Origin of the sequence: Salmonella sp. SAL04214, from assembly GCF_046550615.1 — a bacterium.
In the GTDB taxonomy this organism is placed as follows: domain Bacteria; phylum Pseudomonadota; class Gammaproteobacteria; order Enterobacterales; family Enterobacteriaceae; genus Salmonella; species Salmonella enterica.
The window spans coordinates 197,742-213,961 of record NZ_JBGDXT010000003.1; the positions used below are offsets into that span (position 1 = coordinate 197,742).

Genomic DNA, 16,220 nt, shown 5'->3' on the forward strand with positions numbered 1-16,220 from the left:
TTAAGCTCACTATAACTATAGTTAAAATAAAACCTGTTAAGAGATTTTCCGTAAAACCTGATTGCGCAGGGGTATATCACGCAGGTGATAGTCACTTCCTGTTATTTCGCTAATATTAATTTTACGACGTTACGCTCGTTACAACAGGTAAATAGTCTTAATTGGGATGTCAGAAAAGTCTTAGAGAGAGGATGATTTGCCATAGGGCAAACCATCGGGAAATATTTTAAACGGATGAGCCAATAACATTGACTAGCAGCCCCGCATGTTCTAACTGCATTTGAGCGCTGGCGGAAATTCTGGAATCCGTAATGACACGATGGAAGCGAGAGAGCGGGCCCAGGGGATAGGGATGCACACAGCCAAATTTGGAGCTGTCGGTGAGGACAATCGCTTCTGAGCCTTTTTCCAGAACAGCGTTAACCACATCCGATCGCATCATATCGCGTCCGGTAAAGCCGGTATCAGCCTGCCAGCCATCAATACCGATAAATGCTTTGCTGAAATGCACTTGATGGATAAACTGTCGCGTCAACGGCCCTACCATGCTTTCACTTTTTTTCTGATAGATTCCACCGAGGAGAATGACTTCGCAAGGGGTCTCTTTGAGCAGGTGCGCGATATAACTGCTCACGGTGATGATCGTGACATCTTTTTGTTCCGCCAGCGTCCGGGCCAATAGCGCATTGCTGCTGCCATTTTCAATAAAAACGGATTCCCCTGGACTGACCAGCGAGGCGGCGAACTCCGCCAGTCGGCGTTTTAGCGTGTAGTTCGTCATCATGCGAGTCTCTACGTCATCGCTCTCAAGCGAAACGGCGAAACCGTGCGCACGGCGTAAATAGCTCTGCTTTTCCAGGGTATTCAGATCCTGACGAATCGTGACTTCAGATACGCCGGTAATTTTCGCCAGTTCAGCAACGCTCATCTGGCCTTTATCAACCACCATTTGCAAAATTGATTGTTGTCGGGAGTTCATAGTATTAATTTTATACGTTAAGAGGAGTCAACAGACAGTCAGAGAGCCGGGAAGGGCTAACGGCCATCCCGGACAAATAATCGCTATCAGATTTCCCAGGGCGACCCGGGAGCCTGGGATGGCGAGATACCGTCTTTAACCTGATCTAACAGCTCTGCTCTCAATATTTCAAGGTTATTGATGGCCGAGTGGTAATCGCCAGCAACAAGGATATCCAGCACGGTATCAATGCGTGCGGCAATTCGTTGTGCTTCGATATCAGACATGTTTGTCATCCTTAATGTCAGAAAAGGTTTCAATTCATGATGCAGAAATTAATCTGAAAAGAGAAGGGAAAAATAGGGCTATGCCTGTCTGCACAGGCTGTTCTCCCTATTATCGCCGCCATTAACGCATTTTTCTCGTCTGATAACGTTTGTACCAGCGTTCAAAAGAAACGGCGGGCATAGGTTTGGCGAATAAAAAGCCCTGTCGTTCATTGACGCCGTTTTTTGTCAGGAAGGCATCTTCTTTAGCATTTTCTACGCCTTCGGCAATCACTTGTAAATTTAGCGCCTGAGCCACCGCGACAATCGCCCGAACCAGAGATTGCGACAGCGGTTGTTTATGGATATCTCTGACGAAAGCCTGATCCAGTTTAACGGCATCAATAGGGAACCGGGCGAGTTGAGAAAGCGAAGAATACCCGGTGCCAAAATCATCCAGATGAATCTGAGCGCCGAGCTGACTAAATTGCTGGATAACCGATAGCGCCAGCGTGTCGTTTTCAATCAGGCAGCTTTCCGTTAGCTCGACATCGATCGGGCAATACTCAAAATTCAGATCGTACAAAGCCTGTTTAAGCGCAGTAAAAAGCGTCTGGTCGGCCAGTTGTCGCGCCGAAAAGTTAACGGCTACGCGCAAGTTAATCCCCTTATCGCGCCATTTCGCAATCTGGCGAACCACATCCAGAATCACCCAGCGGCCCAGCGGGACGATGAGTCCTGACTCTTCGGCGTATGAGATGAACTCCAGCGGCGGAATTAATCCGCGTTCCGGCGATTGCCAGCGTACCAGCGCTTCCAGGCTACGTACTTCACCGCGCCAGGTAATTTTGGGCTGATAGTGAATAAGTAACTGGTCGTTTTCCAGCGCTTTTCGCAGGTTTGTATCCAGCCAGTGATAGTCAAATACGCGCTGATTCATTTCCGGCGAAAAAACGCAGAACTGACCGCGGCCGCCTTCTTTGGCGTTATACATTGCGGTGTCGGCAGTGCGGATGAGACTGTCGCTGTCCTGTCCGTGCCGGGGGGCCAACGAAATGCCAATGGCGCATCCCGTGTAAACTTCAATGAGTCCAATGCGAAACGGTTGCCGCAGACGGGTAAGGATTCGTGAGGCTACTGCTTCCAGCGCGGCCTGAGACGTATGGGCAGCGAGGACAATAAATTCATCTCCCCCCAGTCTGGCCAGCAATTGATCTTCCTCCAGACAACTCAACAGCGCCAGCGAAACGGCCTGTAAGAGCTGATCGCCAAACATATGCCCATAGGCGTCATTAATTTTCTTGAAGTTATCCAGATCGAGATAAACGATACCCACCTGAGACTCGCCAGCCGAGGCAATAGCATGATTAATAAATTCATGAATAGCATTGCGATTGGGCAGGCCGGTGACGGTGTCTGTATTCGCCAGTATGCGTAAACGCTCCTGAGCCCGCCTTTCTTCGGTGATATCCGTGCCTGCGCAGATCAGGAAAATTTCGTTTTTTCCGCTACCGTTATGGACGAATTTATTACGAAATAAGAACAGACGTTGGCCTTTACGGGTCTTTATCCAGCGTTCGATTTCATAGGCATTGCCATTGCGAAAAAAATTCTCAATGTAGTGCCGGGAGGCAACCGCCTCCCGGCGACTCATAAATAATTTAAAGACGCTTTGACCAATTACATCTCGCTCTTTTAAGCCTGTGTACTCTTCGCATAACCGATTAAATCGACAGATTTTTCCCCGACTATCCAGTATCGCAATGACTGAGTTGGCTTCTGATACGATTTGCTCGGCAAAAGAGAGCTCCTGCGCCTGCGTTGGCGCGACGGCAGGCGCATCAGGCCAGGTTGCCAGGCTGCCAGCCCATTCACGGTTATTAATCTTACGGCCTACCAGGTGCACTGCGGTAACCTGTTTTTCTATCAACAACGTTATCAGCAGACTGGACGTAATCGCCGTTATTTCCCGGATACGCCCGGCTTGTTCCGGCGATAGCTCAACCGTTTTTTCTGCATCCGTTTCACCTGTCGGGGAGAGATACAGCACGTTGCGGTCATCAGCCAGACGCCAGTGAGAGTGAAGGGGATTTAGCGCCGTTTGTTCCTGAATCTGTTTCATCATGCGTACCATCCCATTTAAGCGCCAGGTGCCCGAAAAGAAAGGTTAGCCATGTTATAAATAAGGGTAATTATGGCTGAACGTATTGTTTTATCTATGTATTCATATGTAATCCAGATTCTGGAAAAAGCATAGTCGCCAGCTAAAAATAACAAGAAATGGGGCGCTTGAATAAGATTAAACTTAGAGCATGACGGAAGGGAGAAGAAGAAAAGAAACGGCCTTTGCCTTCTCAGCAAAGGCCGTTAAGCGAGCTAAGCGTGGTTACGCTGCCGGTCGGGCAATAATGCTGCGGGTTTCCATGCGAACTTCCGCAATAGTGACATCAATGACATCCGTCACTTTATAAACCGTCTCACCTTTAATCTGTACCGTACCGTTTTCCTGGCTGCATACCAGTTCATCGCGAACGGCGTGCAGGAACGGAGCTGGGATAAAGGCGATAGCACCGTTATCGACCAGTCGCACACGCATACCTCCGCGGCTGACGTCAATAATTTCTGCCGCGAAACGGGTATTAGTCCCCGCCTTATCGTTAAGGAAGCGTGCATATAACCAGTCGCCGACATCGCGCTCCGCCATGCGGTTCAGGCGACGGCGTTCCGCCATTTGCTGGGTGATATCTTCCTGCGGACGCGCAATAGCCTCCCCCTTGATGACCGCTTTCAGCAGGCGATGGTTAATCATATCGCCATACTTACGGATGGGAGAGGTCCAGGTGGCATAAGCCTCAAGACCAAGACCGAAATGCGGCCCCGGCTCGGTGCTGATTTCCGCAAAAGACTGGAAGCGACGAATGCGGCTGTCAAGGAAACCGGAGGGCTGCGCATCCAGTTCGCGACGCAGTTTACAGAAGCCTTCCAGCGTCAGCACCTCTTCGGCATCAACATGCAGACCATGCGTTTTCAGCAGCGCGGCCAGCGCGTCGGCATTCGCGGGATCGAAGCCCGTATGTACGTTGTAAATACCGAAACCGAGCTTATCGCGCAGTACGCGCGCGGCGCAAAGGTTAGCGGCGATCATCGACTCTTCTACGATACGGTTAGCGATACGGCGCGGTTCCGCCACAATATCCAGTACTTCGCCTTTTTCGCCAAGCACAAAGCGGTAATCCGGGCGGTCTTTAAAGACTAACGCATGATGATGACGCCACTCACTTCGGCTTAGACAAATACGGTGCAACAGACGAATCTGCTGGGCAATGCCTTCGTTATCCGGCTGCCAGGTGCCGTTATTTTCCAGCCAGTCGGAGACATTGTCGTACGCCAGCTTGGCCTTCGATTCGATGGTGGCCGCAAAAAAGGCGATATCATCGTCAATGGTGCCGTCCGCGGCGATGATCATGCGACAGGCGAGCGCCGGACGCACTTCGTTGGCGCGCAGTGAGCACAAATCGTCAGACAGCTCACGCGGCAGCATAGGAATATTAAAGCCCGGCAGGTAGTTGGTGAAGGCGCGAATTTTCGCGGCGTTATCCAGCTTACTGCCTTCGGCAATCCAGGCGGTAGGATCGGCGATAGCCACCGTAAGCTGGAGTCTGCCGTCCGCTAATTCCTCAGCATAAAGCGCGTCATCCATATCTTCAGTGCTGGCGCTATCGATAGTGACGAAATTCAGCGCGGTCAGAACCTGGCGCTCCAGCCCTTCGTCCAGCATCTCCGTCGCTACGCCGTTCGGCGCTTCTTTTTCCAGGTTGTGGCGGGCAAGCGTAACCCACCAGGGAACAAAGTGATCGTCGGCAAAGGTGATGTACTGCGTTAAATCGGCGTAAAACGAACGGTCGCCTTTAAGCGGATGGCGGCGCATTTCGGCAACCGCCCAGTCACCTTCTTTGAACTCATGCTGAACGCCGCGCGCGGCGCGGCAGGGAATCGCGTCTTTCAGCAACGGATGATCCGGCACGATGGACAGGCGGTCATTTTTACCCTGAACTTTTCCCACAAAACGCGTCAGGAACGGTTCGATCAGTTCTTCCGGCTCGGCAGACTCACGTTCTTTTTCCGTGTGGATGACCGCGACGATACGATCGCCATGCATCACTTTTTTCATCTGCGGCGGAGGAATGAAATAGCTTTTTTGCGCGTCAACTTCAAGGAAGCCAAAGCCTTTTTCCGTGGCTTTTACGACCCCTTCAGCGCGCGGCGTCTGGGAATGCAGTTGCTGTTTAAGCTGCGCTAGCAGCGGGTTGTCCTGAAACATATTCGTCTATTTTCGTAGCCAAAAGAGCGGCTGACAGTTTTACGCGATTCTGCCTGGCGCAGCAAGCGCTCTTTCAGTAATGGATGAGTTAATAGGTTTCGCCCAACGCGATTTTTAAACGATTTAACCATCCGCACACGCCGCACCAGCCTAACATATTAATGGCCTGCTCCGATGAAACTCCCCTGGTGAGTAGCGGGAAAAAATGCGCGGCGCTAAAGCGATCGGGCGCTCTGGTGAGCCATTGTATCGCCTGTGTCAGCGCAGGCTCAAGCTCCCAACGAGCGATATCGTCGTCTTCCTGGCGTAACGTGATAACAGCGCGGCGCCACGCGCCAGGTTGGGTTGCCTGTTCGTTAAAGCAGGCGGCGCTGCCGTTGATACGTGATGTGAGGAGCGTGATAAGTGGAAGTAAAGAAGGGGGCGACGCGGTGTGTAATGTGCTGGTCAGTATGCGTTCGAGTAACGCGAATGAAGACGGATCGCGGATGAGTACCGGCGCCATCATTTGGCATTGTGAAGACGAATATTGCCGCCGAATTTTGGTATGGGCGGGAGGATATTCTACCAGGCTGGCGGCGGGCCGCCATATCGTCTGGGGGTTTTGAAACCGCGCGGCCCTGGCAAAGCGCTGCATCTCCTGGCCGGGCAGTTCGCGCACGGGCAGACGGCAAAACGCCTGAAATATCGCCGCTACCCGCGCCTGAAAACCGATAAACCCAATGATCTGATTGATGAGTACGGTATCCCGGGCGGTTAATCCCACCTCTGCAAGCTGTTCGCGGGCCCGCGTATTGATAACGGAGGGGGAGCCGGCAAGCTGACGAGCGTATTGCGTAATTTGCGCCAGCCGTTGATTGCTCTCTCTTGAGGCGTCAGGGCCAGGTAGCGGCGCCAGACGCGCGGCATAATGGCGGCACAAACGCTGAACCCCATATACCTGAGCGGCGGTCAGCGCGGTGCACATACGTTCATAGGTGCTAAACGTATGAAGCCGGTCGTTGAGAACCGTGCGGGGAAATAAGACATCCGCCAACTGGCGAGCGGGCTTTAACCATGACTCAAAAGGCGTCAACGCGGTTTCTGATACCGTTAAATCCAGTAAAAAACGATCGTTAACATACGCGGCTTCCGGCATCAGCGAAAGCGGGGTTTGTGACGACATAGTGGATTGTGTTTCATGATACCAGTGGCTTTTACCCGCTTTTCGGCATTGTTCCATAGGGTTTCCCGAGGATGAAATGGCGATCGATAATGATTCGGCGTCGGATCGTTTATGCTGGATTATCCTGGCGTATGCGGGAAAGGGATGAAAGATTGTTAGGTGATAACAAATATCAGAACGCTATATAACGAGATGATCGGTGAGTGAGGGGAATGGGGCAGCACAGCCGTGCCGCCCGCTAATAAACTTAATGCGCTTACTTCAGTTCCAGTTCATTCATTGCCGCAATGCTGAACCCGCCGTCAACATGAACGACTTCGCCAGAAATGCCTGCCGAGAGATCGGAACACAGAAACGCCGCTGAGTTACCCACATCTTCAATGGTCACGGTGCGACGAATTGGCGTAACGGCTTCACAATGCGCCAGCATTTTACGGAAGTCTTTAATACCGGACGCCGCCAGCGTGCGGATTGGACCCGCAGAGATGGCGTTGACGCGAACCCCTTCCGGTCCCATAGCGTTTGCCATATAACGCACGTTGGCTTCCAGAGAGGCTTTCGCCAGACCCATGACATTGTAGTTCGGGATGGCGCGCTCCGCTCCCAGATAAGACAAGGTCAACAGCGCAGAACCCGGATTCAGCATGGTGCGGCAGGCTTTCGCCATGGCAACAAAGCTGTAAGAGCTAATATCGTGAGCGATTTTAAAGCCTTCGCGGGTAACCGCATTAACATAATCGCCGTCCAGCTGATCGCCAGGCGCGAAACCAATCGAGTGTACGAAACCGTCAAATTTCGGCCAAACGTTACCCAGCTCCGCAAACATAGCGTCAATGCTGGCATCTTCAGCGACATCACACGGTAAAACGATGCTGGAACCCAGCTGGGCAGCAAATTCTTCTACGCGGCCTTTCAGTTTGTCGTTCTGGTAGGTGAACGCCAGTTCAGCTCCTTCGCGGTGCATCGCCTGTGCGATACCGTAGGCGATGGACAGTTTACTGGCCACGCCAGTGACCAGAATGCGCTTACCGGAAAGAAAACCCATAGCTTTAATCCTTATAGTCATTGCTTATTTTTTGCTTTTACGAACAATGGTTAACAGTAACTTTTCAACATTATTCGAAATTAGTCTGAAATTATATCCCACTCCTGACCCCGTGTGTCACGCTATTTTTCCGCCGCTATCTCCGGCAGGTGACGTTCTAAAACCACACGGTAACAAAGTCCCTGAGGATTTTGAGCACTCCCCAGGGCCAAACTGGCAAATCAAAGAGTCTAATGGGACAGGCCCTACGGTGCAGTATACCAGCTGGTGTAAGGTTCGCCTCATCCAACCAGAGACACCGGGACGGATAGCAAGTACGATAGCGATGCGCCTTCCACCAGACAAATAAAGGTTCTGTAGGAAGCCTGAATATTCATCCGAATGGTTTACCTCACCTATTAGCAATGTTATGGACATGTAATTTTAACCAGCAAATGCTTAACAAAAATAATTTCTTTTTTAGGTGCTGAAGGTTTTCTCTATTTATTGATGCAGAGTAATACTGAATATGAAAAATTTTGGAAATCAGGTGATTACAGTAGTTACAAATCAGGTTTTTATATGTTTGCATGTATATTATAATAAATTTTCAGAGGATGAGACATATGCCGTTTACATTTCAGATCGGAAATCATAGTTGCCAGATATCAGAAAGGTATTTAAGAGATATCATCGATAATAAAAGAGAGCATGTTTTTTCAACGTGTGAGAAATTTATAGATTTTTTCAGGAATATATTCACCAAGCGAAGTTTAATTTCTGACTATAGAGAAATATATAATCTACTGTGCCAAAAAAACGAGCATCCCGATATTAAAGGGCCTTTCTCTCCAGGACCATTTTCGAAGCGAGATGAAGACTGTACACGATGGCGCCCCCTTCTTGGATATATTAAACTTATTGATGCCTCCAGGCCTGAAACAAGAGATAAATACACTGTAGAAGTATTAGCGTATCAAGAAAATATGTTACTACTACAGATGTTTTACGATGGAGTATTAGTGACCGAGACGGAGTGTTCTGAGCGTTGCGTCGATTTTTTAAAAGAAACGATGTTTAATTATAATTCCGGGGAAATTACGCTTACCGCTTTGGATAATGATAACCAGCCGCCGAGCGAAGCAGGTAGTAATGGAATCTATGAGGCTTTTGAGCAACGTTTGATAGACTTCCTGACCACGCCCGCTACGGCGTCTGGTGATGAGAGCGGCGCTATTGATCAGACGGATACATCACAACCAGCGGCAATAGAGGCGTTTATTAACTCGTCGGAGTTTAAGAAAAATATTCGCATGCGTGATATTGAAAAAAATAAAATAGGTAGCGGAAGTTATGGGACAGTCTATCTGTTAAATGATGAGTTTGTTGTTAAGATTCCAATTAATGAGCGGGGGATAAAAGTGGATGTTAACTCTCCGGAACATCGTAATTGTCATCCTGATCGTGTCAGTAAGTATTTGAATATGGCCAATGGCGACAAGAATTTTTCTCGTTCGGCCATCATGAATATTAATGGTAAAGACGTTACGGTTTTAGTTTCAAAATATATTCAAGGTCGGGAGTTAGATGTTGAAGATGAAGATAACTATCGAATGGCGGAGGCGCTTCTTAAATCCCGGGGGGTTTATATGCATGATATAAATATCTTAGGTAATATTCTGATTAAAGAAGGGGTTCTTTTCTTTGTGGATGGCGATCAAATGGTACTGTCACAAGAATCCCGGCAACAGCGAAGCGTTTCTCTTGCAACAAGGCAACTGGAAGAGCAAATTAAGGCCCATCACCTGATAAAATTAAAGCGGGCCGAGACCGAAGAAAATACTGAAGATATTGAATATTATAAGTCACTTATTGCGGATCTTGATGCGTTAATCGGAGAGGAAGAACAGACACCTGCGCCAGGAAGACGTTTTAAACTAGCCGCGCCTGAGGAAGGGACTCTTGTGGCTAAGGTATTAAAGAATGAATTAAAAAAATAGCATTTAGTTCAGTTCTTTTCTGCGAATCGCCGGGGGCTCATTCGCTACAGATTTGCCGATCAATTATTGAGAGTTGCTATTCGCTTAAAGGTCGTTCGGGGGATCTGGACAGCCTGTAGCGGAGATGCAACTCGCCATTAGGGTTGGCGATGCCGCGCTGCCATAGTGGGTGAAATGCCACGCGATGGTGCAACACCATTAACTCGCCTTGATTTTTCCCCTCTGCCTGACAAGAAAAACATGGCTTTACGGATGGTCTCATGCCGTCATATTAGCGTTGTTCGGCGTAGTATGTAAATTTCCTTATAGCAATAGAAGAACATTCTCAAAACATAAAATTAGCAAGTTATCATGAAGTTAACATATATTGTTTTTTTCGATCATTTTTTATATATTGATCGTTTTTATTGATTGATTTGCGTTAAAAGCGCATTATCAGGGAGTTAAGATCAAGTGGAGTGGTCACATGCGCTATTTTTTTATGGCAGAGCCGATAAGGGCAATGGAGGGGGATTTACTGGGTGTCGAAATTATTACCCATTTTGCATCGTCGCCAGCTCGTCCGCTACACCCTGAGTTTGTTATCTCGTCATGGGACAATTCGCAGAAGCGCCGTTTTCTGCTTGATCTGTTGCGGACAATCGCGGCCAAACATGGCTGGTTTCTACGCCACGGCCTGTTCTGTATCATAAATATCGATCGGGGTATGGCGCAGATTGTCCTTCAGGATAAAGATATTCGCGCATTACTACACGCCATGCTATTTGTGGAGCTGCAGGTCGCTGAACATTTTTCATGTCAAGATAACGCCTTAGTCGATCCTTTAATACACGCGCTTCATAAGCAACCTAATCTATTATGGCTGGGCGACCTGGGCGTAGGGAACGCAACCGCTGCGCCATTAGTTTGCGGGTGTTTTAGCGGCGTAAAACTTGACCGCAGCTTTTTTGTCTCACAAATTGAAAAAATGACGTTTCCGCTGCTTGTCAAACATATCCGGCGTTATTGTGACAAGATCGTGGTGGGTGGCCAGGAAAACACACGCTATTTGCCGGCGTTAAAAACGGCAGGCATTTGGGCAACCCAGGGCACGTTATTTCCTTCCGTTGCGTTAGAAGAGGTTGAAACATTGCTGTTGGGCAGTCGCATGAACACCCTCAGAGAATCGAACTGAGGGTATTTGTGTCGCTTAGCGATCCTTTCGCCATGCGTCAGCGGTCAGCGCCTCGCCAAAATGGCCTGCGATTAAACGGCGGGTAAGCTCATGTAGCGGAGAGGCGAGCACATCGGCGGTGCTGCCGCGTTCAACCACTTCCCCCTGATGCATCACTAATACCTGATCGCTAATATGCTTCATCATGCCGATATGCTGCGTGACATAGATATAGGAGATGCCTTGTTTTTCCTGCAATTCAAGCATCAGATTGATGAGCTGCGAGCGCATGGACATATCAAGCGAAGCCAGCGCTTCGTCCGCGATAATGACTTTAGGGCGTAAAATCAGCGCGCGGGCCAGGCCCAGACGCTGTTTCTGCCCCGGCGCCAGCATATGCGGGTAGTAGCTCACGTGATCGGGCAATAGCCCCACCATACGCATCGTCTCGACAATCTGTTTGCGCCGCTGTTCCGGCTCCAGATCGGTATTAAGGCGCAGGGGGAAGTCAAGGATCTGTGAAATACGTTGACGTGGATTCAGTGACGTTGAGGGGTCCTGAAAAATCATTCGAATACGTTGGCTTCGAAACGAATAGTCGCCGTAATGCAGGGGATGATCGTCAATAAGAAGCTCGCCGCTGGTGGGTTCAATCATGCCGGCCAGCATCTTTGCCAGCGTGGATTTGCCGGAACCGTTTTCGCCGATAATGGCCAGAGTCTGACGCTCACGAAGCGTAAAGCTTAATGGTTTCACGGCGTCGACGGTCTGGCGGCGAAACCATCCTGTCCGGTAGCGAAAGGTTTTACTCAGGTTGCGCACTTCAAGCAGAGTTTCCACCATATCACTCTCTCTCCATATTCAGCGGAAAATGACAGGCATAGAGATGATTTTTCGCGCCGGTTAAGCGTGGCGTGATAATGCATTCTCGTTGCGCGTAAGGGCAGCGCGGCCCCAGACGACAGCCTATCGGTAACTGCTCCAGTAGCGGGATCGCGCCCGGCAGCGTATTCAGACGGCTTTTATGCGGCATCGCGCTGCCAAAATCCGGAATCGCACGGATAAGCGCCTGCGTATAAGGATGATGTGGCGTCGTCACCAGATCTTTACTTGGCGCGGTTTCTACCGTCTGGCCGCAGTATAAAACGTTGATTTTGTCAGCCCACTGACTCAGCATTTGCAGGTCGTGGCTAATCAACAGAATGGTGGTATTACTGTTTTGATTCAGTCGCGTCAACAGGCGAAAAATTTGCGCCTGCGTCGTCGGTTCCATTGAGTTGGTGGGTTCATCAGCGATCAGGAGTCGCGGTTGATTCGCCAGCGCGATAGCGATCATAACTTTCTGACACTCGCCATCGGTCAGTTCATAGGGAAAACTGCGCATCGCGTCTTTATGATCTTTAATTCCCACCCGGTGCAGTAATTCAATTGCACGCCGTTTACGCCAGCCTAAACGCTGCCACCAGCGGCCTTTATAGGTCCAGGCGGGAATATTTTGCATTAACTGGCGGCCGACGCGTTCGGAAGGATCAAGGCACGACTGCGGCTCCTGGAAGATCATCGACACATTATGCCCGACCAGCTTACGCCGTTCACGAGAGGAGAGGCGCAGCAGATCGATATCATCAAAACGCATACGGTCGGCAGTGACTCGCCAGTTGTCTTTCGCGACGCCGCAAATAGCTTTAGCAATCAAGCTCTTTCCGGAACCCGATTCACCTACCAGGCCGCGAATTTCGCCTTCGCTTAATGTCATACTGACGCGATCGACCGCTTTTACCCAACCTTCGCTGGTTTTAAATTCAATGGTGAGATTGCGGATATCCAGTAACGGCATTATTCCACCCCCGCAATAATCGCACGACGAATCCCATCTCCGAGCAGGTTTACCAGTAAAACACTGAGCGTTATCGCCGCGCCGGGTAGCATAACGGTCCACGGCGCGACATAGATTAGCTCCAGCGCATCCCCCAACATGGCCCCCCATTCAGGAGAGGGAAGCTGCGCGCCGAGATCTAAAAATCCCAGCGCGGCGATGTCCAGAATCGCCATCGACAGCGCCCGGGTAATTTCGGTGACCAGACCGGCGGTAATATTCGGTAAAATGGCGAACCACAGAATATTCAGCGTTGTCGCGCCATCCAGACGGGCGGCAATGACGTACTCTTTTTCCAGTTCATCATGCACCATGCTATAGACGGAACGTACCATTCGCGGCAACAGGGCCAGCCAGACGGCAAACATCGCGTGTGACAGATGTGGGCCGGCAAATGCCACGACGATAATCGCCAGCAAGAGCGAAGGGATGGAAAGCAGCGTGTCCAGAATATGGTTCAGTACGGCAGAGCGTAAACCGTGCGTCGCGCCTGCCACTACGCCGAGGACTAATCCACATAGCGTAGCCGCCAGCGTTACGATAAACGCGCCGCCGACTGTGGGCGCCGCGCCGCTTAACAGGCGGCTCAGCACATCGCGCCCCAGATCGTCAGTCCCCAGAAAAAAGGAGACTTCGCCATAGCGTGACCATGAGGGCGGCAGTAGCTGATAGCCCAAAAATTGCTGATCGATACCATAGGGCGCGATCCAGCCGCCAAAAATACACAGCAACGCCAGACCGGCGCATCCATACAGGCCCACCATCGCAGGCGCGTCGCTATAAAATTTACGCCAGGCAGTGCGCAGGGTGCCTGGCGGGCGCTTTTCGCTGTAGACGCTATCGTAAGGCATACCATTCCTTATGTTTCAGAGGGTTAGCCATAGCACCCAAAATATCGGAAATCACATTGACCACAATAACCAGCGACCCAATGACCATCACGCCAGCGGAAATAGCGGCATAGTCCTGCTGACGAATGGCGTGAATTAACCATCGTCCCAGCCCAGGCCAGCTGAAAACCATTTCGGTAATCATCGCCAGCGTTAACATGGTTGAAAACTGCAGGCCAAGACGGGGAATGACCGGCGGCAGCGCATTATGCAACACGTGACGGCGTAAAATCGTAAAGCGCGACAAGCCGCGCGTGGCCGCCGCTTTAACGTAGTTCTGATCGTAGACCTCAATAGTGCTGATTCGCATCAGGCGGATCACTTCTGTGGTCGGCGCGACGGAAAGCGTGAGCACCGGTAAAACCATATGCCGTATGGCGCTCATTACCATTTCATCACGCCACGGCGAATCTGAAATCCAGGCGTCAATGATGGCGAAACCGGTAACCGGTTTAACTTCATAAAGCAGGTCAAATCGCCCGGATACCGGCAGCCACCCCAGCGTGAGCGAAAAGAACAGTGTGAGTAGAAGGGCCAGCCAGAAAACCGGAATTGAGAAACCTAATAGCGCCAGCGCGCTGATAAAACGATCCGGCCATTTGCTACGCGTCACGCCAGCCAGCATCCCGACCGGGATGCCGACCATCAGCGCGAAACCAAAGGCGAGAATGCACAGCTCCATCGTGGCGGGAAACACCTCTTTAAGCTGTTCGGAAATCAGTTGGCCGTTAATGCTGGACACGCCAAAGTCCCAGTGCAGCAGACCGTTGAACCAGAAAACCCAGGCATTCCATAATGATGCGCCTTGTAGCGGCGCGTGCGGCGTAAAATAGCTCAGGCTAAAGCCGATAAAGGTCAGAAAGAAGAGCGTCACCAGCAACAGCAATAACCGACGCAGGGTGAAGATAATCATGGTTTTTTCACCTCTTCGTGTTTTTCGCGGGAGACGCCGGCAAAAGACGCATTGCCGAACGGGCTTAACACCAGCCCTTTAATATCGTAGCGGTAAGCCTGCAGGCGTAGTGATGATGCCAGCGGCAGTATCGGCAGCTCTTTCTCCAGGATATTCTGCGCTTCCTCATACGCTTCTATGCGCGAAGCCAACTGCTGCGACGACAGTGCCTTACGCAGCACGCTGTCAAATTCAGGGTTACACCAGTGGGCGAAATTGGTTTGCGAATTGATGGCCGCACAGCTTAACAGCGGTCTGAAAAAGCTATCCGGATCGTTGCTGTCCGTGGCCCAGCCGGATAAGGTCAGATCGTGATTCATATCCATCAGGCGCGCCTCCTGAAAACGACCTTCAACCGGCACAATGACCACTTTTACGCCAACCTGCGCCATATCCGCCTGAATAAGCTCCGCCGTTTTTAGCGGACTTGGGTTCCAGGCCTGAGAACTGGTCGGCACCCAGAGATGCAGCGTAAGATTCTCAATGCCCAGCGCTTTTAGCTGTTCGCGCGATTTTTGCGGATTGTACTCCGTAATTTTGGCATCGTTATCGTAAGCCCATGAGGCTCTCGGTAAAATAGAGGCTGCGGTTTCCGCCGTGCCGTAATAAATCGACTGCATCAGGCGCTGGTTGTTGATCGATAAGGCCAGCGCATGGCGCACTGCGGGATTATTCAACGGCGGCTTATCGGTGTTAAAGGCCAGATAGGCGATATTCATCCCCGGACGCAACGTCAGACGCAAACGCGGATCGTCGCGTAAAATAGTTAGCTGGCTGGCGGCGGGCCAGGCCAGAACATCGCATTCACCGGTCAGTAATTTCGATAAACGCCCGGTACCGCCGGAGCCTAAATCCACCACCACTTGCGGCATCAGCGGTTTGCCGCGCCAAAACCCATCGTGGCGCTGGAGACGAATAAACTGCCCGGCACGGTACTCCGAAAGCTGGAAAGGCCCGGTGCCGACCGGTTGGCGGTCTAGCAGTTCCTGACGATCTTTTCGGCTAAGCTGCGCGGCGTACTCAGCGGACATGACGGAAGCGTAGTGTGTAGCCAGATGCCATAAAAAGGAGGCGTCTGGCTGCGTCAGGCGAAACTCAACGGTGTTATTGTCCAGCTTACGCACGCTTTTTACATTGTCGGCGAACTGTAGGCTATCAAAGTAGGGGAAGCTACTGCCGTTGATGTTATGCCACGGATGTCGACGATCGAAAATCCGCTGAAAGGTAAAGACGACATCATCAGCATTGAGTTTTCGGGTCGGCGTAAACCAGGCGGTTTTTTGAAAGGAAACATCGCGGCGCAGGTGAAAACGGTACGTTGCCCCGTTATCCAGCACTTCCCAGCTTTCTGCCAGCTCTGGGACTAAACGATAAGTATAGGGATCGACATCCAACAGGCGATCATATAACTGGGCGGCCAGGGTATCGACGATGAGGCCGCTGCTCGCTTTTTGCGGATTAAAGGTGTTGACCTGCCCGCTGACACAATACACAAAGCCGCTATCGCGAATATCTGCACTCGCAGTTTGTTCGGGCGCAGTCGCAGCCGTAGCCTGACTACTCAGTAGACCCGCTATCACGATCAGAGACGATAAAACCAGGCGCATAATAGTTA

Annotated in this window: 14 protein-coding genes and 1 pseudogene; 2 read left to right on the forward strand and 13 right to left on the reverse strand. The window is 50.8% G+C overall.

The window, feature by feature from the left end:
- Positions 1–226 precede the first annotated feature (226 nt).
- From ACLJQD_RS06745 to ACLJQD_RS06780, 8 genes and pseudogenes are all read right to left on the reverse strand, one after another.
- Entirely contained in the window at positions 227–979 is a 753-nt protein-coding gene (locus tag ACLJQD_RS06745; RefSeq protein ID WP_017441289.1) for a DNA-binding transcriptional regulator YciT, read from the reverse strand.
- 86 nt (positions 980–1,065) lie between these two features.
- A complete protein-coding gene (locus ACLJQD_RS06750; RefSeq protein WP_001279854.1) occupies positions 1,066–1,245 on the reverse strand; it encodes a hypothetical protein in 180 nt (59 codons plus the stop codon).
- A gap of 121 nt (positions 1,246–1,366) precedes the next feature.
- Positions 1,367–3,349, reverse strand: coding sequence for a cyclic di-GMP phosphodiesterase (gene pdeR / locus ACLJQD_RS06755; protein ID WP_024137313.1), 1,983 nt, complete (start codon positions 3,347–3,349; stop codon positions 1,367–1,369).
- A 261-nt stretch (positions 3,350–3,610) separates the two neighbouring features.
- On the reverse strand, positions 3,611–5,545 hold the full coding sequence (locus tag ACLJQD_RS06760) for an exoribonuclease II (RefSeq protein WP_017441291.1): 1,935 nt from the start codon (positions 5,543–5,545) through the stop codon (positions 3,611–3,613).
- Between the two features lie 244 nt (positions 5,546–5,789).
- Positions 5,790–6,767 (reverse strand): annotated as a pseudogene (locus tag ACLJQD_RS06765) (CMD domain-containing protein); the annotation flags it as partial.
- A gap of 199 nt (positions 6,768–6,966) precedes the next feature.
- Positions 6,967–7,755: an enoyl-ACP reductase FabI gene (gene fabI, locus ACLJQD_RS06770; RefSeq protein ID WP_000506501.1), complete on the reverse strand. Its 789-nt coding sequence runs from the start codon at positions 7,753–7,755 to the stop codon at positions 6,967–6,969.
- Positions 7,756–7,872: 117 nt separating this feature from the next.
- The gene (locus tag ACLJQD_RS06775; RefSeq protein ID WP_031615683.1) at positions 7,873–8,172 is read right to left on the reverse strand and encodes a hypothetical protein; all 300 of its coding nucleotides are present in this window, start codon (positions 8,170–8,172) and stop codon (positions 7,873–7,875) included.
- A complete protein-coding gene (locus tag ACLJQD_RS06780) occupies positions 8,147–8,326 on the reverse strand; it encodes a hypothetical protein (protein ID WP_010989024.1) in 180 nt (59 codons plus the stop codon). The genes ACLJQD_RS06775 and ACLJQD_RS06780 overlap by 26 nt, the downstream gene beginning before the upstream one ends.
- 34 nt (positions 8,327–8,360) lie before the next feature.
- Between ACLJQD_RS06780 and steC the strand changes: the two genes are divergently transcribed.
- Positions 8,361–9,734 (forward strand): SPI-2 type III secretion system effector kinase SteC, encoded by a 1,374-nt coding sequence (gene steC / locus ACLJQD_RS06785; protein WP_017441293.1) that lies wholly within the window; start codon positions 8,361–8,363, stop codon positions 9,732–9,734.
- Positions 9,735–10,200: 466 nt separating this feature from the next.
- Positions 10,201–10,908: an EAL domain-containing protein gene (locus ACLJQD_RS06790; protein ID WP_023242858.1), complete on the forward strand. Its 708-nt coding sequence runs from the start codon at positions 10,201–10,203 to the stop codon at positions 10,906–10,908.
- A gap of 15 nt (positions 10,909–10,923) precedes the next feature.
- Here the strand turns inward: ACLJQD_RS06790 and sapF are convergent, their stop codons facing one another.
- The 5 genes from sapF to sapA are packed head-to-tail and all read right to left on the reverse strand — an operon-like array spanning position 10,924 to position 16,212.
- Positions 10,924–11,730 (reverse strand): peptide ABC transporter ATP-binding protein SapF, encoded by an 807-nt coding sequence (sapF, locus tag ACLJQD_RS06795; protein ID WP_000230462.1) that lies wholly within the window; start codon positions 11,728–11,730, stop codon positions 10,924–10,926.
- 1 nt (position 11,731) lies between these two features.
- Positions 11,732–12,724 carry a peptide ABC transporter ATP-binding protein SapD gene (gene sapD, locus ACLJQD_RS06800; protein ID WP_001128869.1) on the reverse strand — a complete coding sequence of 331 codons (993 nt, stop codon included), beginning with the start codon at positions 12,722–12,724 and terminating at the stop codon, positions 11,732–11,734.
- A complete protein-coding gene (gene sapC, locus ACLJQD_RS06805) occupies positions 12,724–13,614 on the reverse strand; it encodes a peptide ABC transporter permease SapC (RefSeq protein WP_001146150.1) in 891 nt (296 codons plus the stop codon). The genes sapD and sapC overlap by 1 nt, the downstream gene beginning before the upstream one ends.
- Positions 13,601–14,566, reverse strand: a complete 966-nt coding sequence (gene sapB, locus ACLJQD_RS06810) for a peptide ABC transporter permease SapB (protein WP_000583298.1) — start codon at positions 14,564–14,566, stop codon at positions 13,601–13,603. Before sapB ends, sapC begins: the two co-directional genes overlap by 14 nt.
- The gene (sapA, locus tag ACLJQD_RS06815; protein ID WP_001241629.1) at positions 14,563–16,212 is read right to left on the reverse strand and encodes a peptide ABC transporter substrate-binding protein SapA; all 1,650 of its coding nucleotides are present in this window, start codon (positions 16,210–16,212) and stop codon (positions 14,563–14,565) included. The genes sapB and sapA overlap by 4 nt, the downstream gene beginning before the upstream one ends.
- Between the last annotated feature and the right edge of the window lie 8 nt (positions 16,213–16,220).